Source organism: Streptomyces sp. NPDC001750 (assembly GCF_042892615.1).
Classification (GTDB): Bacteria; Actinomycetota; Actinomycetes; order Streptomycetales; family Streptomycetaceae; genus Streptomyces.
Genome location: NZ_JBIAUE010000012.1, coordinates 72,774 through 95,435, shown reverse-complemented (window position 1 = coordinate 95,435; position 22,662 = coordinate 72,774). Strand labels below are relative to the sequence as shown.

The 22,662-nt window shown below is 71.5% G+C and carries 21 protein-coding genes and 2 pseudogenes; 10 read left to right on the top strand and 13 right to left on the bottom strand.

The features are described 5' to 3' along the window. Positions 1–3: 3 nt before the first annotated feature. The gene (locus ACFYY6_RS19900) at positions 4–1,446 is read right to left on the bottom strand and encodes an FGGY-family carbohydrate kinase (protein WP_386607888.1); all 1,443 of its coding nucleotides are present in this window, start codon (positions 1,444–1,446) and stop codon (positions 4–6) included. Positions 1,447–1,660: 214 nt separating this feature from the next. On the opposite strand from ACFYY6_RS19900, the gene ACFYY6_RS19895 reads away from it, so the two are divergent. From ACFYY6_RS19895 to ACFYY6_RS19885, 3 genes are all read left to right on the top strand, one after another. After that, a complete protein-coding gene (locus ACFYY6_RS19895; RefSeq protein WP_388650007.1) occupies positions 1,661–2,434 on the top strand; it encodes a DeoR/GlpR family DNA-binding transcription regulator in 774 nt (257 codons plus the stop codon). A 302-nt stretch (positions 2,435–2,736) separates the two neighbouring features. After that, positions 2,737–3,804 carry an NAD(P)-dependent oxidoreductase gene (locus ACFYY6_RS19890; protein ID WP_351518169.1) on the top strand — a complete coding sequence of 356 codons (1,068 nt, stop codon included), beginning with the start codon at positions 2,737–2,739 and terminating at the stop codon, positions 3,802–3,804. 37 nt (positions 3,805–3,841) lie between these two features. Then, entirely contained in the window at positions 3,842–5,293 is a 1,452-nt protein-coding gene (locus ACFYY6_RS19885; RefSeq protein WP_389194411.1) for an FGGY family carbohydrate kinase, read from the top strand. 85 nt (positions 5,294–5,378) lie between these two features. Here the strand turns inward: ACFYY6_RS19885 and ACFYY6_RS19880 are convergent, their stop codons facing one another. Together ACFYY6_RS19880 and ACFYY6_RS19875 are read right to left on the bottom strand one after the other, a co-directional pair. Beyond that, complete coding sequence (locus ACFYY6_RS19880) at positions 5,379–5,825, bottom strand: hypothetical protein (protein ID WP_388649919.1); 447 nt, start codon at positions 5,823–5,825, stop codon at positions 5,379–5,381. Between the two features lie 44 nt (positions 5,826–5,869). After that, positions 5,870–6,670 carry a hypothetical protein gene (locus ACFYY6_RS19875; RefSeq protein WP_389194408.1) on the bottom strand — a complete coding sequence of 267 codons (801 nt, stop codon included), beginning with the start codon at positions 6,668–6,670 and terminating at the stop codon, positions 5,870–5,872. A gap of 227 nt (positions 6,671–6,897) precedes the next feature. On the opposite strand from ACFYY6_RS19875, the gene ACFYY6_RS19870 reads away from it, so the two are divergent. Then, positions 6,898–7,539 carry a superoxide dismutase gene (locus tag ACFYY6_RS19870; protein WP_351518159.1) on the top strand — a complete coding sequence of 214 codons (642 nt, stop codon included), beginning with the start codon at positions 6,898–6,900 and terminating at the stop codon, positions 7,537–7,539. 128 nt (positions 7,540–7,667) lie between these two features. On the opposite strand, the gene ACFYY6_RS19865 is transcribed toward ACFYY6_RS19870, so the two are convergent. Next, positions 7,668–8,540, bottom strand: a complete 873-nt coding sequence (locus tag ACFYY6_RS19865; RefSeq protein WP_389194405.1) for an alpha/beta fold hydrolase — start codon at positions 8,538–8,540, stop codon at positions 7,668–7,670. Positions 8,541–8,597: 57 nt separating this feature from the next. Beyond that, a complete protein-coding gene (locus tag ACFYY6_RS19860; protein ID WP_351518157.1) occupies positions 8,598–9,266 on the bottom strand; it encodes an O-methyltransferase in 669 nt (222 codons plus the stop codon). 73 nt (positions 9,267–9,339) lie between these two features. On the opposite strand from ACFYY6_RS19860, the gene ACFYY6_RS19855 reads away from it, so the two are divergent. The 3 genes from ACFYY6_RS19855 (at position 9,340) to ACFYY6_RS19845 (ending at position 11,454) form a co-directional block, all read left to right on the top strand. After that, complete coding sequence (locus ACFYY6_RS19855) at positions 9,340–10,017, top strand: CatB-related O-acetyltransferase (protein WP_351518155.1); 678 nt, start codon at positions 9,340–9,342, stop codon at positions 10,015–10,017. Next, a complete protein-coding gene (locus tag ACFYY6_RS19850) occupies positions 10,014–10,853 on the top strand; it encodes an MOSC N-terminal beta barrel domain-containing protein (RefSeq protein ID WP_351626491.1) in 840 nt (279 codons plus the stop codon). The genes ACFYY6_RS19855 and ACFYY6_RS19850 overlap by 4 nt, the downstream gene beginning before the upstream one ends. Before the next feature lie 136 nt (positions 10,854–10,989). After that, the gene (locus ACFYY6_RS19845) at positions 10,990–11,454 is read left to right on the top strand and encodes a hypothetical protein (protein ID WP_351518152.1); all 465 of its coding nucleotides are present in this window, start codon (positions 10,990–10,992) and stop codon (positions 11,452–11,454) included. 138 nt (positions 11,455–11,592) lie between these two features. Here the strand turns inward: ACFYY6_RS19845 and ACFYY6_RS19840 are convergent, their stop codons facing one another. From ACFYY6_RS19840 to ACFYY6_RS19825, 4 genes and pseudogenes are all read right to left on the bottom strand, one after another. Further along, positions 11,593–12,327 (bottom strand): hypothetical protein, encoded by a 735-nt coding sequence (locus ACFYY6_RS19840; protein ID WP_351518151.1) that lies wholly within the window; start codon positions 12,325–12,327, stop codon positions 11,593–11,595. A gap of 333 nt (positions 12,328–12,660) precedes the next feature. Next, positions 12,661–13,422, bottom strand: coding sequence for a hypothetical protein (locus ACFYY6_RS19835; RefSeq protein WP_351518150.1), 762 nt, complete (start codon positions 13,420–13,422; stop codon positions 12,661–12,663). A gap of 238 nt (positions 13,423–13,660) precedes the next feature. Next, a pseudogene (locus ACFYY6_RS19830) lies at positions 13,661–13,982 on the bottom strand (IS3 family transposase); the annotation flags it as partial. A gap of 294 nt (positions 13,983–14,276) precedes the next feature. Next, a pseudogene (locus ACFYY6_RS19825) lies at positions 14,277–14,378 on the bottom strand (DUF397 domain-containing protein); the annotation flags it as partial. Positions 14,379–14,565: 187 nt separating this feature from the next. On the opposite strand from ACFYY6_RS19825, the gene ACFYY6_RS19820 reads away from it, so the two are divergent. Next, positions 14,566–14,820 carry a hypothetical protein gene (locus ACFYY6_RS19820; protein ID WP_389194401.1) on the top strand — a complete coding sequence of 85 codons (255 nt, stop codon included), beginning with the start codon at positions 14,566–14,568 and terminating at the stop codon, positions 14,818–14,820. A 42-nt stretch (positions 14,821–14,862) separates the two neighbouring features. Here the strand turns inward: ACFYY6_RS19820 and ACFYY6_RS19815 are convergent, their stop codons facing one another. Further along, positions 14,863–15,813 (bottom strand): hypothetical protein, encoded by a 951-nt coding sequence (locus ACFYY6_RS19815; RefSeq protein WP_389194398.1) that lies wholly within the window; start codon positions 15,811–15,813, stop codon positions 14,863–14,865. A 109-nt stretch (positions 15,814–15,922) separates the two neighbouring features. After that, positions 15,923–16,897, bottom strand: a complete 975-nt coding sequence (locus ACFYY6_RS19810) for an ArsR/SmtB family transcription factor (RefSeq protein ID WP_389194395.1) — start codon at positions 16,895–16,897, stop codon at positions 15,923–15,925. Positions 16,898–16,958: 61 nt separating this feature from the next. Here ACFYY6_RS19810 and ACFYY6_RS19805 point away from each other — a divergent pair, with 61 nt between their 5' ends. Then, complete coding sequence (locus ACFYY6_RS19805; protein ID WP_388649903.1) at positions 16,959–18,287, top strand: MFS transporter; 1,329 nt, start codon at positions 16,959–16,961, stop codon at positions 18,285–18,287. Here the strand turns inward: ACFYY6_RS19805 and ACFYY6_RS19800 are convergent. Continuing rightward, the gene (locus ACFYY6_RS19800) at positions 18,274–18,732 is read right to left on the bottom strand and encodes a GNAT family N-acetyltransferase (protein WP_351518142.1); all 459 of its coding nucleotides are present in this window, start codon (positions 18,730–18,732) and stop codon (positions 18,274–18,276) included. The two genes, ACFYY6_RS19805 and ACFYY6_RS19800, sit on opposite strands and share 14 nt — an antisense overlap. Positions 18,733–19,046: 314 nt before the next feature. After that, complete coding sequence (locus tag ACFYY6_RS19795) at positions 19,047–19,697, bottom strand: DsbA family protein (RefSeq protein WP_351626477.1); 651 nt, start codon at positions 19,695–19,697, stop codon at positions 19,047–19,049. A 221-nt stretch (positions 19,698–19,918) separates the two neighbouring features. Here ACFYY6_RS19795 and pepN point away from each other — a divergent pair, with 221 nt between their 5' ends. Continuing rightward, positions 19,919–22,549, top strand: a complete 2,631-nt coding sequence (gene pepN / locus ACFYY6_RS19790; RefSeq protein ID WP_389194392.1) for an aminopeptidase N — start codon at positions 19,919–19,921, stop codon at positions 22,547–22,549. Positions 22,550–22,662: the final 113 nt, after the last annotated feature.

The window sequence follows — 22,662 nt, the reverse complement described above, 5'->3', positions numbered from 1 at the left end:
CGGTCACGGTTTCCCCGCGCGGTCACGGGCATGGGCGGCGACGGGACCGGGGAGCCAGCCGCGCCGTTCCAGCTCGTCGACCAGCGCGACGTACGGCTCGGTGTACCACGCGGTGCGCGCCGGATGCGGGCGCAGCACGTGCCGCAGTCGTACCATCCGGTTCGCGGCCCCCGCCAGGGTGTCGGCGGCCCGCGCGCCGTACGCGGCGAGGACGGCCATGCCGAGCGCGGGTTCGGCGGAGCGCGGAATGTGCACGGGCCGGCCCAGGATGTCGGCGCGCAGCCTGTTCCAGTGGCCGCTGCGGACCGCGCCGCCGGTGAAGGTGATCCGGCCGTGCAGCGGGGCGCCGAGCAGGTCGAGGTAGTCGAGGCAGAGCCGTTCGACCAGGCCCGTCCCGGTGAGCAGGGCCGCCCAGTGCTCGGCCTCGTCGGCGGGCTCGCCGAGCAGGAAGCCGGTGGCCCCGGGCGCGGCGAAGGGGAAGCGTTCGCCCGTTCCGGCGAGGGGATAGGCCACCACCCGCGCCGGTTCGCACGCGCGGGCCAGCACGTCCATGCGGGCCGGGTCCGCGCCCGGGAACGCGGCGGTCAGCGCCCCGCCGCCGACCCCGGAGGCGCCGCCCGGCAGCCAGCCGCCGTCCGGCGCGCGGTGGTTGTAGACCACCCCGGCCCGGTCCACGACCGGCGACGAGGTGACCCCCTTCAGGACCAGCGTCGTGCCGAGCACCGAGTTCCAGGAGCCCGTGGTGAGCGCGCCCGAGGCGATCTGCGCCGCGCAGCCGTCCGTCATCCCGGACACCAGGAGCGTGCCCGCCGGGACGCCGGTCTCCTCCGCCGCCGCCCGCCCCACCTCCCCGATCCGCCGGCCGGGCCGCACCACCTCCGGGAACAGCTCCCGCGGCAGGCCCAGCCCGCCGAACCCGCGGTGCGGCCAGTCGTCCCGCTCCAGGTCGTACCCGGTCTTCAGGGCGTGGCTGGAGTCGGTGGGCAGCGGCGTCCCGGCGAGCCGGGCCAGCACCAGGTCGGCCTGGTGCATGACGCGCACCGTGTCGCCCACGCGTCCCCCGTGCTCCCGTCCGTACTCCCGCAGCAGCCACATCACCTTGGGCAGGGCCCAGCTCGGCGGCGTCCGGGCCCGGGCGGCCTCGGCCGCGGCCCGCCCGTCGTCGTACATCACCCCCGGCGTCAGCGGCCGTCCCGCCCGGTCGCCGAGCAGGACCGTGCCGGAGGTGGCGCAGACGGCCAGCGCGCGGGGCGGGGCGGGGCGGTCGCGCAGCGCTCCGCGGCAGGCCGCGCAGACCGCCGTCCACCAGTCGACGGGCCGCTGCTCGTGCCGTACGCCGTCGCGTCTTCCGGTGAGCGGGGCGGAGCCGCTGCCGAGGATCTCGCCCCGGTCCCCCACCACCACCGCGCGGACGCCCTGCGTGCCGAGATCGATGCCCATCCACATATCGGTCCCTCCTGTGAACTTCTCACTCTGCACCGAGAATTTCCGTTGCGCGAGGGATTGACGGTCAACTTCGCCTGTTCCAAGCTCTGTTAACCAGTCGATCTGGTGTGTGAACGGGCCCCGCCCGTGAGGAATTTCAGAAGAATTCGGGAATCAGAGGGATCAGCACGTGAGCAGCGTTCCGCAGCGGGGGCCGGCCCCGCGTCAGGCATCCATGGCCGAGTACGTCCTCGCGCAGGGCGAGGCGAGCGCCGCCGAACTGGCGGAGCGTTTCGACGTCAGCCTGATGACCATCCACCGGGACCTGGACGAACTGGAGCGGCAGGGCATCGTCCGCAAGTTCCGCGGCGGGGTCACCGCGCAGCCGTCCGGAGTCTTCGAGTCGAACGTCGCCTACCGGCTGAAGGCGATGCGGGCCGAGAAGGCCGCCGTCGCCGCGCGGGCCCTGGAGCTGGTCGAGCCGGGCATGGCGGTGATGCTGGACGACTCGACGTCCACGCTGGAGATCGCGCGCGGGCTGCGGTCCATCACCCCACTGACCGTCGTCACCAACTTCCTCGAGGCGATCAATCTGCTGTCGCGCGAGCGCGGCATCCATCTGATGGGGCTCGGCGGCGACTTCGACCCGCTGCACGCCTCCTTCCTGGGTGTCTCGTGCGTGGAGGCGGTGCAGTCGCTCCAGGTCGACATCTGCTTCACGTCCACCTCCGCCGTGTCCGGTGGTTTCGCCTACCACCAGGAGCAGCGCATCGTCTCGGTGAAGCGGGCGATGCTCGACTCGGCGAGCCGCAACGTGCTGCTGCTCGACCATTCCAAGCTGGGCCGGGTCGCCCTGCACCGGCTGGCCCCGCTCTCCCGTTTCGATCTGCTGCTGGTCGACGACGGGGCCTGTGAACGATCGCTGCGCGAACTCGACGAGCACAAGGTGCCCTACGAGGTCTGCCGCACCGGCCGGGAGCCGGGGACGGGAGGCCGCGATGACGGCTGACCGGGCCGGTCCCGCGCGGTCCCGGACGGGTCCGTGCCGGTGGTGCGGCCCCGCCCGGACGGGCGTCCCGGCGTCCCGCCGCCGCGAGCCCGCACCGGACGTCCCCCCGCGGCCCGCGCCCCGGACGGACGGCATGCCCCCGTCCGGGGCGGTGCCCGCCACCCGCCGCACCACCCGGCGGCGGGTCGCCCGGGGATGCCCCTCGGCCGGCCGGAAGATCTTCGTACGCGTCACCGCCGCTCCCCACGGCACATCCATGTCTTCGACGCCCGGACAGGAGACGCTCCGCGATGACCCGTCCCATGACGCCCGACCCGACGACGCCCGCCGACTCCACGACGCCCCGCCCCACGACGCGGGTGCTCGCCGCCGGTGACCACTTCGTCCGCAACTCCCTGATCACCCAGGCCCTGCTGCACGCCCTCGGCCCGCTCGACGCAGAACCGCTGATCACCGAACTCACCCTGCCCTGGCCCCTGGAACCCTTCGGAAAGGTCGCCGAGGTCGACGAGGCCAGCCACGCCGAGGACGCGCTGATCGGCGCCCTGGACGGGGTCGAGGTGTGCGTGACCCAGATGGGCCCGTTCACCGAGCGGGTCCTCGCCGCCGCCCCCGATCTGCGACTGGTCGTGGTCTGCCGGGGCGGCCCGGTGAACGTGAACGCCGCGGCGGCGCGGGCCCGCGGGGTGCGGGTGTGCTTCGCTCCCGGGCGCAACGCGGCCGCGACCGCCGAGTTCACGGTGGGCCTGATGCTGGCGGCGCTGCGCCGCATCCCCGACGCGCACCGCTCGCTCACCGCGCACCGCCGCTGGGACGCCTCCCACTACACGTACGAGCAGTGCGGTCTGGAACTGGAGGACACGCCCGTCGGCCTGATCGGCTACGGCGCGGTGGGCAGCCGGGTGGCCCGGGTGCTCACCGCGTTCGGCGCGCGGGTCGAGGTGTACGACCCGTATGTGCGCGGCGACGTGCACGGCATGCGCGCCCCCTCGCTGGAGGCGTTGCTCACCCGCTCCCGGGTCCTCACCCTGCACGCCAGGCTGACCCCGGAGACCCGGCATCTCGTCGGCGCCCGCGAGCTCGCCCTGCTGCCGCGCGACGCGGTCCTGGTGAACGCGGCCCGGGGCGGGCTGCTGGACACGGAGGCGTTGTGCGACGCGCTGGACTCGGGGCGACTGCGGGCCGCGGCGCTGGACACGTACGAGCAGGAGCCGCCGTCGCCCTCGTCACGGCTGTTCCGGACCCCGAACCTGCTGATGACGCCTCATGTGGCGGGCGCCAGCCGGTCCGTCGCGCGGAAGGCGGCGCGGATCGCGGCGGCCGAGGTCGCGCGCTACGTGCGGGGCGAGCCGCTCGCCCACGCGCTGTGACGGGAGGCGGGCCCATGACGACGTACGGAGGCACTCCATGACGACGTACCGGACCACGCCCCCCGCACCCACGGCCGAGGACGCCCCCACCCGGTACATCGGCATCGACGTCGGCACGTCCGTGGTGAAGGCCGCGGCCTTCGGCCCGGACGGCCGCACGCTCGCCGTCGAGTCCCGCCCGGTGGGGCTCACGATCCGCGACGGATTCGTGGAACAGGACATGGACGAGGTGTACGGGGCGGTCCGTGAGGTCCTGGCCGCGCTGGGCTCCGACGGGGTCGCGTTCGCCGGTCTCACCGGCCAGGGCGACGGGGTCTGGCTGGTCGACGCGGCGGGCCGGCCGGTCCGCACCGCGATCTCCTGGATGGACGGCCGTGCCCATGAACTCGTCGACGCCTGGCAGGAGTCGGGGGTGTTCACGGCCGTGTACCGGCGCACCGGCAGCGCGATGTTCCCCGGCTGTCCGGGACCGGTGCTGGCCTGGCTCGACCGCCACGACCCCGCCTCGCTCGACGCCGCCACCACCGCGCTGTACTGCAAGGACATGGTGTTCCAGCGGCTGACGGGGGTCCGGGCCACGGACGTCTCCGACGCGTCGATGCCCTTCCTGGACCCGATGACGCGTACGTACTCCTCCGATGTCGTGGCGGCGCTCGGCCTCGGCCATCGGGCCGCGCTCCTCGCCCCGGTCAGCGATCCGGTCGCCACGGCCGAGCTCCCCTCGGGCGTACAGATCTCCAACGGCCCGTACGACCTGCCGGCCTGCGCGCTGGGCGCGGGCGTCACCCGGCCCGGCGACGGTCTGCTGATCGTCGGCACGTGTCTGGCCGCGCTGGTGGCGACGGAACGGCTCGACCTGGACGGCGAACCCGCGGGCCTGCACATCTCCACCGACCGTCCCGGTCACTGGCTGCGCGCCATGCCCGCGATGGTCGGCACGGCGGCCCTGGACTGGGTCCTGGCCACGACCGGCGTACGCCACGCGGACGTCGACCGGCTACTCACCGCCACCCCGCCGGGCGCCAACGGCGTACGGGTGCTGCCCTACTTCGCCCCCTCAGGCGAACGCGCCCCCTTCGTCGAGCCCCGGCTGCGCGCCGAGTTCCTCGGGGTCTGTCTGGAGACCACCCCGGCGGACCTGGTCCGCGCGGTCTGCGAGGGCATCGGTTTCGCCGCCCGCCACTGCCTGGACGCCGCGGGCCTCACCGGCACCCTGGCGCTGTGCGGCGGCGGCACCCGCTCCCCCGCCTGGACCCGGCTGTTCGCGGACGTGCTGGGCCGCCCGGTGCGGATCGTCGAGGGCGAGGTGGGCGCGCGGGGTGCGGTCCTCGCGGCGGCGCGGCGCTTCGGCGCGGAACTGGACACGGCCGCCTGGACGGCCCCGACGGAGGTGGCCGAACCGGACCCCGCGCGTGCGGCGTTCTACACGAAGGCGTACGAGGACCACCTGACCCGCCTCGCCGAGGCCCGCACGCGCGCCCGCGCCTGAGGCCGGGACCGTGCCTGGAGCGGTTCCCGTACCCGAACCCGGGACCGTGCCTGGAGCGGGCTCCGTACCCGGGGCCGCTGTTTCCTCACTTCTCCCCGGGACCGCTCCGGGCGGACGGCTCACGGCGGACCCGGTAGCCATCCTCCGTGTCGGGGTCCCCCTCGAAGTACACCTCCGGCTCGTCCCCGCCCCGAGCGGCCCGGAGCAGGGCGAATCCGCCCTCATCGGTGAACGAGCCGCCCTCGGCGAATCTGAGCTCGATTCCACTGCCCGGGTCCCGCTGCCACTCCATATCCCATTTCCCCCTCCCGGAGAGGCTGCCCTTCCCGGGAGGGAGAGTGGAGAAGCTGGGCTTGACGGCACTCCGCGGGATGCCCGACATGTCGAACGTGCCGTCCGCCCGGAACTCGATCCGCCCGCCGTCGGAGCCTTTCCAGACACCGACAACCTCCTCGGAGCGAAGTTCCGGGCTCTCCTCCTCGCACCCCTGCATCACGAACAGGGCCACGAACAGCAGCAGAGGAACAGCCACGCATATCGCACACCCACGAAAACGTCTCATACCCAGCCCACTCGCTACTTGTAGATCTTTTCCTGCCAGCGGATATCGACCCGGAATCCTGCGAAATACCCGCCCATATGGCGCGGCGCCTCGTTCGCGACCTCTTGCCACTTGAAGTGGCTCGGGAGGAATGACTCGTTGTCGATGTCGGTCCACGCATGATAATTGACCGTTAGCGTGTCCCCCTTGGACTTCGTCACCGTGTACTCAAGCGCGTAGGAACCGAGAACGCCCTGGGCCACGCGGTCCTCCTTACCCATCACGAGCCCACCGAGGTCCGAGCGGTATACCCCCGCCATCTGAATGAGATTCAGATCGCTGCCGTCCCTGTTTTTGGCGGTGCTGTAGTCGGCCCGGTCGTTCTTCTTGCCAAGCCAGGCGAACTGCCCGGCGATTTTCACCCGTGCGTCCTTCATGCTCGAGGATTTGATCAGATCCTGCGTCAGTACGTCATCACCGTCGTAGCTCTGATTTGCCGTGGTGTTCTTGATTTCATTGCTCCCATGGCTTCCCAAGATCCAGCGAAAGGCCAGGCTCCATGGACCGCCGTACTTGACCTTTCCGTCACCGCCGAAGGTGCCGATCAGACGTCCGGAAGGCGGTCGGCAGAGGGCCTGAGACTCCATCAGCATCTTCTGGACCTTCTTCGTCTCCAGGCTCTGGTTGAACTGGACGGGGAGCGGGTCCGGGCCCAGCAGCAGCGGCGGCAGCTGGAGCAGCACCGGTGACGTCGGCAGGAAGCCGGTGAGCCCCTGGCTGGTTGTCGGTGCGCTGCCGGATGTCCCGCTTCCTGGGAACGGGGGAGCGGCGAACATGTCCGACATCATCGCGCCAACGCTGCAGTCCACTCCCACGGTGCACTCCGACGCCCGGCCCGTGGGGTCCGAGAAGGTCGCAGGGTTGTACCGGGGCCGACGCGGCGACACGGTCCCGGACCTAAGTCGAAGGGCTGATCACCATCGGCACGCCCTGCTGTTAGCCTGCTCCTGCTCTTGCATAGAGTTTGCAACAACAACAGGAAAGCAGCTGGAGGGTTCGAACCATGGCCACGTACACGCTTCCGGAACTCCCGTACGACTACGCGGCGCTCGAACCGGTCATCAACCCGCAGATCATCGAGCTCCACCACGACAAGCACCACGCCGCCTACGTGAAGGGGGCGAACGACACCCTGGAGCAGCTGGAGGAGGCGCGCGACAAGGGGACGTGGGGCGCGATCAACGGGCTCCAGAAGAACCTGGCGTTCCACCTCTCCGGCCACATCCTGCACTCGATCTACTGGCACAACATGACCGGTGACGGCGGCGGCGAGCCCCTCGCCGCGGACGGCGTCGGCGACCTCGCGGACGCGATCACGGAGTCGTTCGGTTCGTTCGCCGGCTTCAAGGCCCAGCTGACGAAGGCCGCGGCCACCACGCAGGGCTCCGGCTGGGGCGTCCTGGCGTACGAGCCGGTCAGCGGCAAGCTGATCGTCGAGCAGGTCTACGACCACCAGGGCAACGTCGGCCAGGGCTCCACCCCGATCCTGGTCTTCGACGCCTGGGAGCACGCCTTCTACCTCCAGTACAAGAACCAGAAGGTCGACTTCATCGACGCCATGTGGGCCGTCGTCAACTGGCAGGACGTGGCGAAGCGTTACGCGGCGGCCAAGGAGCGCGCCGACGTGCTGCTGCTCGCCCCCTGACCAGGAGGCGCGTGAACGTCCTGCCTCGTGATCGTCTTCTCAACCTTCACCGGGCAGGCGGATGAAAGGAGGACCCCCGCCAGGACGTGACTGGCGGGGGTCCTTCCATCGTGTCGCCGGGCAGGACGTCAGGGCGCGGGGACGTGCTCGAGCAGGGCGCCCAGCACCTGCTCGGCATGGGTCCAGAGCAGGGATCCGCCCGCGTCCGGCACGAGGTGCCGGACGGCGCCCGGGATGCGCGCGGCCAGTCCGTCGCCGTGGTCGGGCGAGTGGCCGGTGTCCTGTTCCCCGTACCAGAGGTCGACGGGCACGGCGATGTCCGACAGCGCGATTCCCCAGTGCCCCATGGCCAGGACGGTGTCCCGGGCGTATCCGTCCGCACCCTGCGCGAAGGCTTCGTCGAGGGCGCGGCGGTAGGCGGCGGCGAACGCGGGCTGCCGGTAGACGGCCAGATCGCGGTCCGGGCTGCCGGACATGACCATGTCCCACATCGCCCGCGGGGTGAACCCGGCGAAGATCTTCTCGGCGGCGCCAGGATCGGACACCGCCAGGTCCACGAGGCCCCGCAGGTCCTCCGGGAGCGCCTCGGCGAACCGCGGCTCGGCCACCTCGTCCGCCCCGGAGACCACGGCGAGCGCGCCGACCGTTCCGGCGGCGGCACAGGCGAGGGCGAAGGGCGCTCCCTGCGAGTTGCCGACCATCGGCGGCCGGCCCAGGCCGCGCAGGGCGGCGAACGTCCGGACGTCGTCGGCGAAGTCGCCGAACGTACGGCCGGGCAGCGGCGAGGAGGCGCCGAGCCCGGGGCGGTCGACGGAGATCAGCCGCACACCGAGCCGGTCCAGCGCGTCGGTGCCGAACCCGAGGTGCCTGCTGGTGGCCGCGCCGGGCGACAGCAGCACCGGCACACCGTCCTTCGGCCCCCATTCCGCCCAGCCCAGCAGCCGCCCTCCCGGCAGCCGCTCCGTACCGATACGAACCGGGTCGATCACGCGCAGATCCATGCGACTCATCCTGAGCGGGCCCCCGGGGCCTGTCGAACGAATTACGCCGACCGGTACCTAGCCGGTGACCAGGGCCAGCATCAGTCCGTCGTACCCCTTGGCGCCGACGGTCTGCAGCGCGGTCGCACTCAAGGTCGGTTCGGCGGCGACGAGTTCGGTGAACCGCCGCACACCCCGAACCTTCGGGTCATCGCTCCCGCCGTCGGTCACCTCGCCGTCCCGCACCACGTTGTCGGCGATGATCAGGCTCCCGGGACGGGTCAGCCTCAGCGACCAGGCCAGGTAGTCGGGGTTGCTCGGCTTGTCGGCGTCGATGAACACGACGTCGAACGGCCCCTGCCCCTCCGCCGCGAGCTCCGGAAGCGTGTCGAGCGCCGGGCCGACCCGTACGTCGACGACGTGCGCGAGCCCCGCCCGTGCGATGTTGGCCCGCGCGACCTCGGCGTACGCCGGATCGGCCTCCAGCGTGACGACCCTGCCGCCCTCGGGCAGCGCCCGCGCCAGCCAGATCGTGCTGTACCCGCCGAGGGTGCCGATCTCCAGCACGGTCCGCGCCCCGCGCAGCCGGGCCAGCAGATGCAGCAGCTTGCCCTGATTGGCGGCGACCTGGATGGCCGGGAGCCCGGCCTCGTCGCTCGCCGCGACGGCCGCGTCCAGGGCTTCGTCCGGACCCAGCAGCAGGCCGTTGAAGTAGTCGTCGACCTCGGTCCACCGTGCCGATTCCATGTGCGTTCCTCTCCGAACCAAAGAGTTCCCAAAAGGAACTTACCCCAGGCGGCCGGATGCGATGATGGGGGCCATGAGTCCCGCCCCCGACAATCCCGCCGCGCCCGCCGCGCCTGCCGATCCCACCGTGCTCCACCCGATGCCGGGGCAGCCCAGGGTCGTGCTGCTGAAGCCCCTGGTGAAGTCCGGACTGATCGAGGTCGGGGACTTCTCGTACTACGACGACCCGGACGACCCGACCGCTTTCGAGACCCGCAACGTGCTCTACCACTACGGCCCGGAGCGGCTCGTCATCGGGAAGTTCTGCGCGCTGGGCACCGGAGTGCGGTTCATCATGAACGGCGCCAACCACCGGATGGACGGCCCGTCCACGTTCCCGTTCCCGTCCATGGGCGGCTCCTGGGCCGAGCACTTCGACCTGCTGACCGGACTGCCGAACCGGGGCGACACGGTCGTCGGCAACGACGTCTGGTTCGGGTACGGCGCCACGGTGATGCCCGGCGTGCGGATCGGACACGGCGCGGTCATCGGCGCCGGTTCGGTCGTCACCTCCGACGTGCCCGACTACGGCATCGTCGGCGGGAACCCGGCCCGGCTGATCCGCACCCGCCACGACGAGGAGACCGTCGCCCGACTGCTCGCCGTGGCCTGGTGGGACTGGCCCGTCGACCACCTCACCCGCCACATCCGCACCATCATGTCCGGCAGCGTCGACGAGCTCGAAGCGGCCGCCCCGGAGGGGACACCGTGACCATCACCGTTCGCGAACTCATCTACTACCCGGTCAAGGGCTGCGCCGGAACCGCCGTCGATTCCGCGCGGGTCCTGGGGACCGGTCTCGAACACGACCGCACGTTCATGGTGGTGGACGCGACGAACGGCGCGTTCCGCAGCCAGCGCACGCACCCCGCGATGGCCGCGATCGGGGTCGAAGTCCTGGACGCGGGCGCGGCGTTGGCGCTGTCCGCCGAGGGCGTCGAGCCGCTGCGGGTGGACGTCGTCCCGGACGGCCCGCGCCGCGAGGTCAGCATGTTCGACCGCCCGCTCGGCGTCGCCGCCGACCAGGGGGACGAGGCCGCGGAGTGGTTCTCGGACGCGCTCGGCGCCAAGTCCCGCCTGGTACGGGTGGCGCCCGGCTTCGACCGGGACGGCTGGGGCGACACCCCCGGCAAGGTCAACTTCGCCGACGCACACGCGGTGCTGGTCGCCTCGACGGCATCCCTGGACGGTCTCAACTCCCGTATCACCGCCCGGGGCGACGCGGCGCCCGTCCCGATGGACCGCTTCCGCGCCAACATCGTCCTGGCCGGCGCCGACGAGCCGCACTTCGAGGACCGGGTGCGCCGGATGACCCTCGGCACGGTGGAACTCGCCCATTCCGTACGGGCGACGCGGTGCGCCGTCCCGATGGTCGACCAGCGCACCGGCCGCCGCGCGGGCCCGGAGCCGATCCGGACCCTGTCGACGTACCGCCGCGAACCGGAGTACGGGAACAAGGTCAGCTTCGGCGCGAAGAACGCGGTGGTGCGCGAGGGCGTGGTGAGCGTCGGGGACACCGTCGAGGTCGCGGAGTGGCTCGCCCTCTGAGCCGAGTACCTGGACGAGAACCAGTGGCTGCAGGGGGTGTGCGGCCCGAAGCTGAGATGCGGCGGCGGCGAGGCAGTGGTTCGGGTGTCGCTCTCTCTCATCCATCGGACGGAAGTTGCCAGGCTCGGCGAGGGCGGTGAGCGAATTGGGTCAAGTTCCTGACTGGTTCTGGGAGGTCTTGGATGCGACGAGACCACGTCTGTCTGCGCTGGAGGCATGGCTGGAGTCACAGCCGAGAGAGATCCTTGAGGGGTTCGCGTCGGCATACCTGGATGCGGCGGAGTCGCTGATTGACTTCTCGGAAGGCGTGACTGTCGACGGAGGAGTCTGGTCCGAGGACAGCACCGAAGATCTGTGCATGTGGGTGGTCGGCCAGGGCCGCGGGTTCTGGGACTCGGTGGTCACAGGTGAATGGGAACTTGCGGAGGCCGCGCAGGCATATCTGGGACGCGCGTCGCCGCTCAGCGGAGAAGTGACTCAGTGGGACCAAGAAGTCTCGGCCCCGGAGCACCGGGGATACCAGTCTCCGGACGCTCTCGTCCACGGCGTCTATCGAACGCGTTTCGCACAGGACCTGTACGGATGGCTTTCGGAGAGTTGACCCACCGACCGGCCCAAGGCGCCGCCCACCCACGCACCTCCCCATGGCCGGTTCTCAGCCAGGCACCGAGGCCCCATACGGGCGCCCCGACCTGGGCCGGGAACGGACCGGGTCGGGGCCAGGCGAGCGAAGGGGCGGTCAGGGCAGGAGGTAGCCGAGCATCCCGCCCATGATCTGTCCCTCGCAGTCGGGCTGGTGGGACTCGAAGATCTGCCGGTTCTCCTTGCGCAGGCAGCGCAGCAGCGGCAGGGTCGACGTCCCGGCGGGCGGGGAGGCGTACAGCCAGCCGAGGCGCGTCACGTACGTCTGGCCCTCGCAGCCGACGTCGGTGGTGGCGAAGTGGTCGCCGCGCACCTGGCAGAGGTAGAGGGGCACGGTGCCCGGGTTGGGGGCGGTGAACAGAGTGCCCAGCGGGCCCTGGAGGTCGTAGCCCACGGGGGCGTCCCACGAGGTGCTCTGGGTGTCGGAGCTCTTGTGGTAGCGGTAGAGCACGAAGGTCGGGGAGCCCACGTTGGGCTCACCAGTGCACAGGTACTCGATGTGTACCTGCACCCACCCGTTCGGGAGCGAGTTGACGACGGCGGGGCCGGCGCTCACCTGGCAGTCGGAGCGCGCGAAGCCTCGGGCAACCGCGGCATCGAGTCCGGTCTCGCGGGCGGACTGCACGGCGACGTTCAGCGGGCCGCTGCCGAAGCCCGCTACGTAGAGCCTGACGGGCCCCACGGACGCGGCGGTGGCCGGGGCCACGGCGGATGCGGGCGTGGCCGGTGCCGCGACGGCGGCGCCGCCGATCGGGGTCAGGGCGAGCGCGGCGGCGAGCGCTGTGGCGAGGGCGGCGGCAGACCGTCCGATGGCGCGGCGGAACAACCTCACAGGGCATACCTCGTTCCGGCATGCCGGTGCGTGCCCCGCCTACGAGGCCATGCGCACCGGCGGGGGTCAGTACGACAGGCCATGACTACCAGGCGGAATCGGCCCTGTTGGCGCGCCTCACGCGGTATGTCCGGTTCCGCGAGAATGCTGGCCGAATGAACGCTCTTGACCACACGGGCCACGATCCGCTCGGCGCCCGGGGGCGCGGGAGCCGACCACATGCCGCCCCGATACCTCTTTCGTGGCCCCGCAACGGGACGCCTGGCCCCCGGGGCCGACGGCAAGAAGCCGGGCGGTTGGCGCTTCGTTCGCCCGGATGGTTCTGGCCGGGTGTTATCCGAGTGGGGTGATGTCGACGGGTTCGCCCAGGTCGTAGAAGTGTTGAGTGCGGGTTTCCTGTGAGCCGGCGATCTCTGTGGTGGCTTGGTCACCAACGGGGGTCCAGTCCTCTGCGAACCAGAGGACGAAATCCTTCACCGGGATCCCGTTCCATGTGAAGGCGCCGTCGCTGTCGATCCGGTACGACTCCACGGATTCGCCGTTGGGCAGCTCGATCTTGTCCTTCGCGTCGTCCACCTTCCACACCGGCTGTGACTGCACCATTTCGGCGACGTACTTGACGTCGGAGAAGAGTCGGTAGAGTTCGCCGGTCGTCGCGACGAGCCGCTCTTTGGGGTCGTCTGATTCCTTGTCGCCCTTGACAGGGCCGTCCCCCTGGTCGATCCACATCGTTCCGTCGACGAAGGCCATCTTGATCGGACCGTCGGGACCGGTCAGCTCGCCTTGGAAGTTGTATTCGGGGTCATAGGTGAATTCGACATCGCCGTAGGTGTCGGCGGTGATGTGCATCTTTCCCGAGCCGTGACTTGACAACGCTTCGGAGACGCACTTTCCGAGCGGTGCGCCGTCGAGTACGGCGCCGGGCTGGAGACTCAGGTCGGTGCATGACTGCGGCGCTTCCCATGCCTGCTTCGACGGCGCGGCTTTGCTGCTCTCGGCAGTGGGCTTCTTGTCGGCCGGCCGGGGCTCCGTCGCCTCCTTCGTGCAGGCCGCAAGGCCGAGTCCGAGGCTGACCGCTGTCGCCAGCCCGGCCATGGTTCTCTTCCTCGTTCTCACTTCGTTCCTCCGCCTCTTGTGTTTCTTCCCCGCTACTGGGCCTTGGTCTCGAATCCTGAACCGTGTTATGCGGCTGGCGTCAGCGTAGTTGATGCTTTTTCGGACGCCTCTCGTAGGTGATCGGGCGGCGGTGCCCCGAGGCGGGAGTGACGGCGCGGGATGTTGTAGCGGTGCAGCCAACGGAATGCGTCGAGGCGGGCCTCGCGCTCGCGGAACCGAGATAGGTGATGTCGCAGACGTACTTCGTGTTCGGTTCATCGCGGTGAAGTCGCGGCCGATCAGGTCCGGGGCCTTCGCCGCGGCCGGTCCGTGATCGTGGTGCGGTGCCTGCGGTGCAGGCGCACGCCCGCCAGGCCGATGCTTCGCATCACGCGCGCGATCCGCTTGTGGTTGACCTGCTCGCCGTCATCGCGGAGCTCGGCGGTGATTCCGGGGACGCCGTAAGCGCCGTCCGACTCGCAGTGCACGGCCCGTATTTGGGCGGCGAGCCGGGCGTCGGCCGCCTGCCGGGAAGCCCGGTCCGCGCGGCGCGGCAGCGCACCACGAGACGGCCCGCTTCGAAGACCTCGCCCTGAGCCCATGGAACGCGCCGCGCGCGCAGCAGTTGAACGATGGCGGCGTGCCCGACGCCGGAGCGGCACGCGGCCCCCTCGGCCACCGAGACGCCCGCAGGAGCCACAGCGCCTGCGGGAAGCAGCAGGGGACGCCCGAAGACCGCCGCAGTTCAGCACCTCCGGCGCGGAGGCGTGCAGATGCGCCTGGTGAAGGCCCTGGGGCCCGGCTGACCGCAGAGCCAACCGGCACCCCTCGGGCGCCGGCCCCCACGGAGCGGCTCAGTCCCTGAAGGCCCCGGCCTTCACCCCACCGATGAACGCCGCCCACCCCTCCGGGGCGTAGAACTGGAGCCCGCAGTCAGGGTTCTTGCTGTCCCGGACGGCCCGACCGCCGTCGGCTGCTTGACCACCAGGTCGGCCGCCGCGTCATCGACAACGTCCGGACTGGCGTCGGTCAAGGCAAGTGTGTAGCCCGCGGTCTGAAGCAGGCCCGGCACCAACATCGGCTGCCACGTACGGATGTACGTGATCGATGAAACAGCCCTGATCGTCAGCGAGTTGAGCACCAATGACGTCAACCACGCCCAGGGCACCGGCGATTACTTCGAGCTCGGACTACACCGCAGAGACGGCACCCTCGTCCTGGAGGTGTCCGACTCCTACCAGTGGGGCATGCGAACTCCGCTCCCTCTCGCTCGACGACCTCTCCGGGCGCGGCCTGGTCATCGTCGACGCCCTCGCCGCGAACTGGAACGTACGGCCGCGCGATCCCGGCAAGACCGTGTGGGCCCATCTCGCCATCGAGCACGGCAAGTCGCCGTGACGACGCGGGCCCGGATTCCGGTGCGGATCGCGCGACCGGCGGTCACCGCGATTCCGCGTTGGCGCCCTTGTCCCGGTCCGCTTCCAGGGATTCCGCGATGTGGGCCATGACCGACCAGATAATCGCCTGCTGGCACTGACTCAGCCCCTTGGTACCGATGTACAGGGTGTTGTCCCTGCCGACCCGGTAGTTCCCCCGGGTGCCGTCCGCCTTGAGCTTGACGCCCTCCATGCGGCGCTGGAGGTGGGGGACGGTGAGGGTGATCTGCTGAGGGTCCACGGTCATCCGCGTGACCTCGCCCCAGGGGATCTCGTCGGCGGCGCCGTCGACGTAGAGGTACGTGGCGCCGATCTCGAAGGGCGGATAGCGGACGTCGCCGCCCTCGGCCAGTTCGTGCAGGATGAGCCGTACCCGCGCCTCGACGACGAGGTCGACGATTCCGCCGAACATCGACGTGAGGTTGCCCGTGGACCGCAGGTACGTGTGCAGCATGCCGCCGCCGAGGTCGGGGAGGAAATAGTTGCCGGACAGTTGTTCGCCTCCCGGCCCGGGCGCCGTCTCCATACGGGCGACGATCTTGTTCGACAGCGGTCGCGACGACCCGCCGACGTACGTCGTCTCGTGGGTCAAGGTGACGTCGTGGAACTCCTCCCACTTGTACGCCCACCGCACCTTGTGCCGCCCCCGATAGACGATCCCGTCCTCGTACAGGTCCAGCCAGGAGGCGAAGGAACGGATCAGCCTGACCGCTCCCCAGACGGACAACAGGACGCAGACGGCGTCGAATATCAGGTGCCCGATGCCGTGCGTGGCGAAGGATTCGCCCAGGAACAGGAAGAACGCGACCGCCGGGACGACGGTCATGGCGAGCTTGCCCATCGTCGGGCGCTCCCGGTAGCTCGCGAGGACCCGGCCCAGGTCCGCCGGGTCCGCCGTCCGCCGTCCCTTTCCGCCCCCTCCGCCGCTGCCGCGCTCACCACGTCGGTCCGTCATGTTCTCTCCCTCTTGCTCGACCCCTTGTCGTATGCGTTCGCTCAACGGCGGGTCGGGCGAACGACGTTCGGCGTCGGTCGCCTCCCGGCTCCGTCGTGCTGTTCGCAGCCTATGCCCGCCCCGCGTCCACCAGTGTGTTCCCCACTTCCGTACGGAAGTACAGCACCGACCGGCCCGCTCGGCGGCGGTCGATCAGGCCGGAGTCCAGCAGCACCTTGAGATGGCGGCCCACCGAGCCCAGGCCCTGTCCGGTCAGCGCCACGAGCTGGGTGGTGCTCTTGGGCTGCGCGAGGAGGACCAGGACCGCCGCCCGCGCGGGGCCGAGCAGCCGGCCCAGGGCGTCCGGCACCCGTGCCCGGTCCGCGTCGGCCAGGGCGCCCGAGCACGGGTAGACGATCGCGTATCGCAGGGCGTCGTCGGCCCAGGACACCCAGCCCGCCTTCTGCGTGACCGGTACGAGGAGCAGCCGCGCCCCGGACAGTTGCTTCGGCGGGTAGTCGTGCGCGTTGATCCGGAGCCGGCTGCCGCCGAGCCACCGCATCCCCGGGCGCAGACCACTGAGGGCGGCGGCCCAGCCGTCCCGGCTCAGCTGCCCGGTCCGTGCGACCACGTCCGCCTCGATGATCCGGCGACGGCGCGGCCAGTCGGGCAGGACGGTGTGCCGCCAGACCCAGTGCAGGACGTCGGCGGCGGACCGGGGCAGGTCGTCGCGGTCCAGGAGCCGCGGGAACGGCCGGTCGCCGAGGGACATCACGAGGTCGGACCGGGCGCGCTCGGGCGTGGTGGCCCGGACCGGGGCCAGCTCCTCCTCGAAGGTTGGCGTGCCCTCGCCCGTCGGGGTGGGGGTGATGAAGTCCGCGTTCCAACTGCCGCAGAGCGCCACCGGTACGAGGAGCGCCGCCACCGGGTCGGCGGCCTGCCGGGCCCGGTAGGCGGGCAGATGGACGTCGAGCCAGGACCGTTCGCCGGGGTGACCGGCGCTCCCCCGCTCCAAGGACTTCAGGGCGGCGACGGTCTCGGCGAGCGGTGAGACGACGAATCTGCTCCCGGCGAGCGTGTCCGTGTTGATCTCCCACAGGCCCATGACGTTTCGCCTCCGCGCGAAACAGTAACGGCCCGCGCCGGCGCCCGCCCAGACTCCCCGCATGCGCACCTACCGGGAACTCTTCCGGGTGCCGCGGTTCCGGCCGTTCTTCGCGATCAGCGCCCTGCAGGTCGCCGCGTCGACGGTGAGCGGGCCGGCCCTGGGCACCCTCGTCTACTCCGCCACCGATTCGCCGCTGCTGGCCGCCCTGTCCATGTTCGGCCCCTCGCTCGCACAGGTGATCGGGGCGACCGCGCTGATGTCGGCGGCGGACCGGCTGCCGCCCCGGGCCGCGATGAGCGGCATGGCGCTCGCCTTCGCGGCGGCGACCGCCGTGCTCGCCTCACCCGGGCTCCCGCTGCCGGGCGTCTTCGCGATCATCCTGGTCGAGGGGGTGGTCGCCGCGGTGGGCGGCGGGGTGCGGTACGGGCTGCTCCACGAGATCCTGCCCAAGGACGGCTATCTGCTGGGGCGTTCGGTGCTGAACATGTGCACCGGTCTGGCGCAGGTCGGCGGGTACGCGGTCGGCGGACTGCTGGTGGTGACGCTGTCCGCGCGCGGGACTCTGCTGGTGGCCGCCTGCCTGTACGCGGCGGGGGCGGCCGTGGCCCGGTTCGGGCTGGCGCGCCGTCCGCCCCGGGCCTCCGGGCGGCCGTCGGTCGGTGAGACGTGGCGGGTCAACCGGATGCTGTGGTCCTCGGGACCGCGCCGGCGGACGTATCTCGCGCTCTGGGTGCCGAACGGGCTGGTCGTCGGCTGCGAGTCGCTGTTCGTCCCGTACGCCCCCGGGCACGCGGGGCTCCTCTTCTCCTTCGCCGCGCTGGGGATGCTCGTCGGGGACACGGTGGTGGGCCGGTTCGCCGCTCCATTGCGGCGGGGACGGGCGGCCACACCGCTGCTGCTGCTCCTGGCCGCGCCCTACCTGGTGTTCGCCGCACGTCCGGGGCTGCCCCTCGCGCTCGCCCTGGCCGCGCTCGCCTCGGTCGGGTTCGGGGCGAGCCTGCTGTTCCAGGAACGGCTGATGGCCCTGACCCCGGACGGGATCACCGGCCAGGCGCTCGGGCTGCACGCCTCCGGCATGCTCACCATGCAGGGGGTCGCGGCGGCGCTCGCGGGCTCCGTCGCCCAACTGACCTCGCCGGGAACGGCGATGGCCGTGATGGCGGGGGCCTCCCTCACGGTCACCCTGGCCCTGGCGGCGGCCGGGCAACGGGACACGGAACCGGCGGGCACCGGGCCGACGGACACCGGGCCCGCGGCTCCCGGTCCCGCCGATCCCGGTCCTGCGGACGCGGGGCGCGTGGGCCCCGGCCCTGCCGACCCCGGCCCCGTGGGCCCCGGTACGGCGGACTCGGGGCCCGGTACACGGCGGGGTGTCAGCGCGGAGTGAGCACGTACTCCATCAGCGGCAGCACACGTCCGGGGATCGAGCCCGACGGGGTCTCCCCGATCCGGACCGCACCCATCGCCCGGTAGAACGGCTCCGCGTTCGGGTCGGCGTCGATGGTGAGCCGGGCGAAGCCGAGGCGTCGGGCCTCCGCCGCGGTGTGCTCGAACAGGCGCCGCCCGATGCCCCGGCCGATCGCGTCGGGGGCGATGAACATCATGCCGAGGGCGCCCTCGGGCGGGATGCCGTCCAGGGTGGTGAAGCCGAGGACGCGCCCGTCCTCCTCGGCGACCGTCGTGCGGCGGCGCTCGATGTCGGCGGGGATCAGGGTGAGCTCGTCGCGGCAGGCGGCGAGGAACGCCTCGTCGTAGTCCCAGTACCCCTTCGACTCCAGTGCCAGTTCGGTCAGCAATCCGGCCTCGTGCGCCCGTGCCGGTCGCAGGTCCATGTCCGCCCCTCCGTCGTCCCCGTGTCGTCCGGTCCCTCGTCCCGTCCCGCTCCGGTGTTCCGCCCCTCCGCTCGGCTCCTTCGCCGCCGTCGGGGGCTCGCCGGGCCGGGACTGCCGGACCATGATCCATGCTGTCGCCCGTGGACGCCACGGACTTCCGGCGCCCGACGGCCGCCTCCTGCCGCGCCGAGCCGTACGCCTGACGGGCCGCCCGCCGTGCCCGGGGGCGCGGGGTGTGCGGGGCCGGCTCATGGCCCGGTCCCGCACACCCCCGTCGTCACCTCGTCGTCGCCGGCGCCGGACTGCCGCCGGGCTCAGTCGAAGATCGGCCCCTGCGTGCGCGTCCGCTTGATCTCGTAGAAGCCGGGGATCGACGCCACGAGCAGCGTGCCGTCCCACAGCTTCGCCGCCTCCTCGCCCTTCGGGGCGGGGGTGACGACCGGGCCGAAGAAGGCGATCTGCTCGCCGTCCGAGCCCGGGACGGCGATGACCGGGGTGCCGACGTCCTGGCCGACCTTGTCGATGCCCTCCTTGTGGGAGGCCCGCAGCTCGGTGTCGTAGGCGTCGGAGTCCGCGTGGTCGGCCAGCTCGGCGGGCAGGCCGACGTCCTCCAGCGCGCCCACGATCGCCTCGCGGGTGGCACCCTCGCCCCGGTTGTGGAAGCGGGTGCCGAGCGCCGTGTAGAGCGGGCCGACGATGTCGTCGCCATGCTTCTGCTGGGCGGCGACGACCACGCGGACCGGGCCCCACGCCTGGTTCTCCAGCATGTCCCGGTACTCCTCGGGCAGCTCGTCGAGCTTGTCCTCGTTGAGGACGGCCAGGCTCATCACATGCCAGCGGACCTCGACGTCGCGGACCTTCTCCACCTCCAGCATCCAGCGGGAGGTCATCCACGCCCAGGGGCAGAGCGGGTCGAACCAGAAGTCGACTGGGGTCCGGCCGGTCGCCGTGCTGTTCTCGGACATCTCTCTCCTCATCGGGACCTCATCGCACGTGATGCGGGCGTGCGCCCGTGCCCGCATACGCACATGCGGGCGTGCGCACATCTCCGCACAACGCCGTCGTGCGCACCGCTCATTCCCGCGCGCGGGCCGGTCGACGACGTGGCCGCCCGGCCGGACGACGGCATGGGAGGATCAAAGTAATCGAACGTACACAAAGGAACGTGACACAAAGGAGTGTGCCCGTGCCCGGTGAGAACCTGTCCCGCGACGAGGCCCGCGAGCGGGCCGAGCTGCTGAGCGTCGACGGTTACGAGGTCGTTCTCGATCTGCGTTCCGCCGTCGGCGGGCCCGACGGGGAGGGCGGGTCCGAGGGGGCCGGCGACGGCGCCTCCCCCGGCCCGCTGACCTTCCGCTCGGTGACGACGATCCGGTTCCGCACCGCGCGGGCGGGGGCGTCGACCTTCGCGGACCTGGTGGCGCCGAGCGTGAACGCGGTGACGCTGAACGGGCGCCCGCTCGACCCCGCCGTCTTCGACGGCACGCGGGTGGCGCTGGACGACCTCCCCGAGGGCGAGAACCTCCTGGTGGTCGACGCGCAGTGCGCGTACAGCCGGACCGGCGAGGGCATGCACCGGTTCGTCGACCCGGAGGACGGCGAGGTCTACCTCTACACGCAGTACGAGCCGGCCGACTCGCGCCGGGTCTTCGCGAACTTCGAGCAGCCCGACCTGAAGGCCCCCTTCCGCTTCGAGGTGGCGGCGCCCGAGGGCTGGACGGTCTGGAGCAACGGGGCCGTCGAGTCGCGGGACGACGGGGTGTGGCGGTTCGCCGAGACGAAGCCGATCTCGACGTACATCACGGCGGTCGTCGCCGGTCCGTACCACTACGTCACCGACTCCTACACCCGCGCGTTCGACGACGGCACCACGCTGGAGATCCCGCTCGGCGCCATGTGCCGCAAGGGGCTCGCCAAGCACTTCGACGCGGACGACGTCTTCCTGATCACCAAGCAGGGCCTGGACTTCTTCCACGACCACTTCGACTACCCGTACCCCTTCGGCAAGTACGACCAGGCGTTCGTGCCCGAGTACAACCTGGGCGCGATGGAGAACCCGGGCTGCGTGACGTTCCGCGAGGAGTACATCTTCCGCGGCAAGGTGACGCAGGCGTCGTTCGAGGGCCGGGCCAACGTCATCCTGCACGAGATGGCGCACATGTGGTTCGGCGACCTGGTCACCATGCAGTGGTGGGACGACCTGTGGCTGAAGGAGTCCTTCGCGGACTTCATGGGCGTCTTCGCGATGGTGGAGGCGACCCGGTTCGAGGACGGCTGGATCACCTTCGCCAACAACCGCAAGGCGTGGGCGTACCGAGCCGACCAGCTGCCGTCCACACACCCGATCACGGCCGACATCCGTGACCTGGAGGACGCCAAGCTGAACTTCGACGGCATCACGTACGCCAAGGGCGCCTCGGTGCTCAAGCAGCTGGTGGCGTACGTGGGCCGGGACGCGTTCCTGGAGGGCGCCCGGCGCTACTTCAAGAAGCACGCCTACGGCAACACCCGGCTGGACGACCTGCTGTCGGTGCTGGCCGAAACCTCCGGGCGCGACATGACCGCCTGGTCCCGGTCCTGGCTCCAGACCGCGGGCGTCAACTCGCTGACGCCGGTGGCGACCTACGACGCGGCGGGCCGGCTCACGGAGCTGGCCGTCCTCCAGGAGGCGGCCGAGTCCCATCCGGAGCTGCGCCCGCACCGGGTCGCCGTCGGGCTGTACCGGCGGGCGGCCGACGGGAACCTGGTGCAGTACGCGCGCGCCGAGGTGGACGTGGCGGGGCCGCGCACGGTGGTCGAGGAGCTGGCCGGTGCACAGCGCCCGGAGCTGATCCTGGTCAACGACGACGACCTGACGTACTGCAAGGTCCGCTTCGACGAGATGTCGCTGGCCACGCTGCGGGAGCACCTCGGTGACCTGACCGACCCGCTCGCGCGGGCGCTGTGCTGGTCGGCGCTGTGGAACATGACGCGCGACGGCCTGATGCCGGCCCGCGACTTCGTCTCCCTCGTGCTGGCCTTCGCCGGCCGGGAGTCCGACATCGGCGTCCTGCAGATGCTGCACGCCTGGACCCGGACGGCCCTGACCCACTACGCCGCGCCCGAGTGGCGCGAGGAGGGCGGCCGGGCGCTGTCCGAGGGCGCGCTGCGCGAACTGCGGGTCGCCGGTCCGGGCAGCGAACACCAGCTGGCCTGGGCGCGGTTCTTCGCGTCGATCGCCGACTCGGAGGCGGACTTCCGGCTGCTGTCGGGGCTGCTCGACGGCTCGGCCGCCATCGACGGTCTGGACGTCGACCAGGAGCTGCGCTGGGCGTTCCTGTCGCCGCTGGCCGCGCACGGGGTGGTCGACGCGTCGGTCCTCGACGCCGAACTGACCCGTGACGACACGGCGTCCGGGGAGCGGCACCAGGTGCGGTGCCTGGCCTCGCGCCCCTCGGCCGAGGTGAAGGCGCGTGCGTGGGCGGACGTCGTGGAGTCCGACGCGCTGTCCAACGCGCTGACGGAGGCCGTGATCGCGGGCTTCGCGCAGTCCTCGCAGCGCGAACTGCTGGCGCCGTACACGGAGAAGTACTTCGCCGCGATCGAGCGGGTGTGGGCCGAGCGGTCGATCCAGACCGGGATGAACGTGGTGCGGGGCCTGTTCCCGGCACTCCAGGACAACCCCGCGACGCTGGAGGCGACCGACGCCTGGCTGGCCGCCCACGCGGACGCGGCACCGGCGCTGCGGCGACTGGTGCTGGAGGCTCGGGACGACCTGGCGCGGTCGCTGCGGGCCCAGGCGTGCGACGCGGGCACGACCGCGCCGACCGGCATCTGACGGGACCGGCGGCGGCCTGACGGACCGTCCGGGGGCGCCCGGAGGTTCCCGGGCCGTCCGGGGGCCGTTCCGGCGGAGACCTCCGCCGGGGCGGCCCTCTGCCGTCCGGCCGC

Excerpts from the sequence above, each read along its gene's own strand:
- ACFYY6_RS19900 (WP_386607888.1), bottom strand. The coding sequence starts at position 1,446 with ATGTGGATGGGCATCGATCTCGGCACGCAGGGCGTCCGCGCGGTGGTG.
- ACFYY6_RS19895 (WP_388650007.1), top strand. The coding sequence starts at position 1,661 with ATGGCCGAGTACGTCCTCGCGCAGGGCGAGGCGAGCGCCGCCGAACTG.
- ACFYY6_RS19890 (WP_351518169.1), top strand. The coding sequence starts at position 2,737 with ATGACGCCCGACCCGACGACGCCCGCCGACTCCACGACGCCCCGCCCC.
- ACFYY6_RS19885 (WP_389194411.1), top strand. The coding sequence starts at position 3,842 with ATGACGACGTACCGGACCACGCCCCCCGCACCCACGGCCGAGGACGCC.
- ACFYY6_RS19875 (WP_389194408.1), bottom strand. The coding sequence starts at position 6,670 with ATGTTCGCCGCTCCCCCGTTCCCAGGAAGCGGGACATCCGGCAGCGCA.
- ACFYY6_RS19870 (WP_351518159.1), top strand. The coding sequence starts at position 6,898 with ATGGCCACGTACACGCTTCCGGAACTCCCGTACGACTACGCGGCGCTC.
- ACFYY6_RS19865 (WP_389194405.1), bottom strand. The coding sequence starts at position 8,540 with ATGGATCTGCGCGTGATCGACCCGGTTCGTATCGGTACGGAGCGGCTG.
- ACFYY6_RS19860 (WP_351518157.1), bottom strand. The coding sequence starts at position 9,266 with ATGGAATCGGCACGGTGGACCGAGGTCGACGACTACTTCAACGGCCTG.
- ACFYY6_RS19855 (WP_351518155.1), top strand. The coding sequence starts at position 9,340 with ATGAGTCCCGCCCCCGACAATCCCGCCGCGCCCGCCGCGCCTGCCGAT.
- ACFYY6_RS19835 (WP_351518150.1), bottom strand. The coding sequence starts at position 13,422 with ATGGCCGGGCTGGCGACAGCGGTCAGCCTCGGACTCGGCCTTGCGGCC.
- ACFYY6_RS19820 (WP_389194401.1), top strand. The coding sequence starts at position 14,566 with ATGACGTCAACCACGCCCAGGGCACCGGCGATTACTTCGAGCTCGGAC.
- ACFYY6_RS19815 (WP_389194398.1), bottom strand. The coding sequence starts at position 15,813 with ATGACGGACCGACGTGGTGAGCGCGGCAGCGGCGGAGGGGGCGGAAAG.
- ACFYY6_RS19810 (WP_389194395.1), bottom strand. The coding sequence starts at position 16,897 with ATGGGCCTGTGGGAGATCAACACGGACACGCTCGCCGGGAGCAGATTC.
- ACFYY6_RS19805 (WP_388649903.1), top strand. The coding sequence starts at position 16,959 with ATGCGCACCTACCGGGAACTCTTCCGGGTGCCGCGGTTCCGGCCGTTC.
- ACFYY6_RS19800 (WP_351518142.1), bottom strand. The coding sequence starts at position 18,732 with ATGGACCTGCGACCGGCACGGGCGCACGAGGCCGGATTGCTGACCGAA.
- ACFYY6_RS19795 (WP_351626477.1), bottom strand. The coding sequence starts at position 19,697 with ATGTCCGAGAACAGCACGGCGACCGGCCGGACCCCAGTCGACTTCTGG.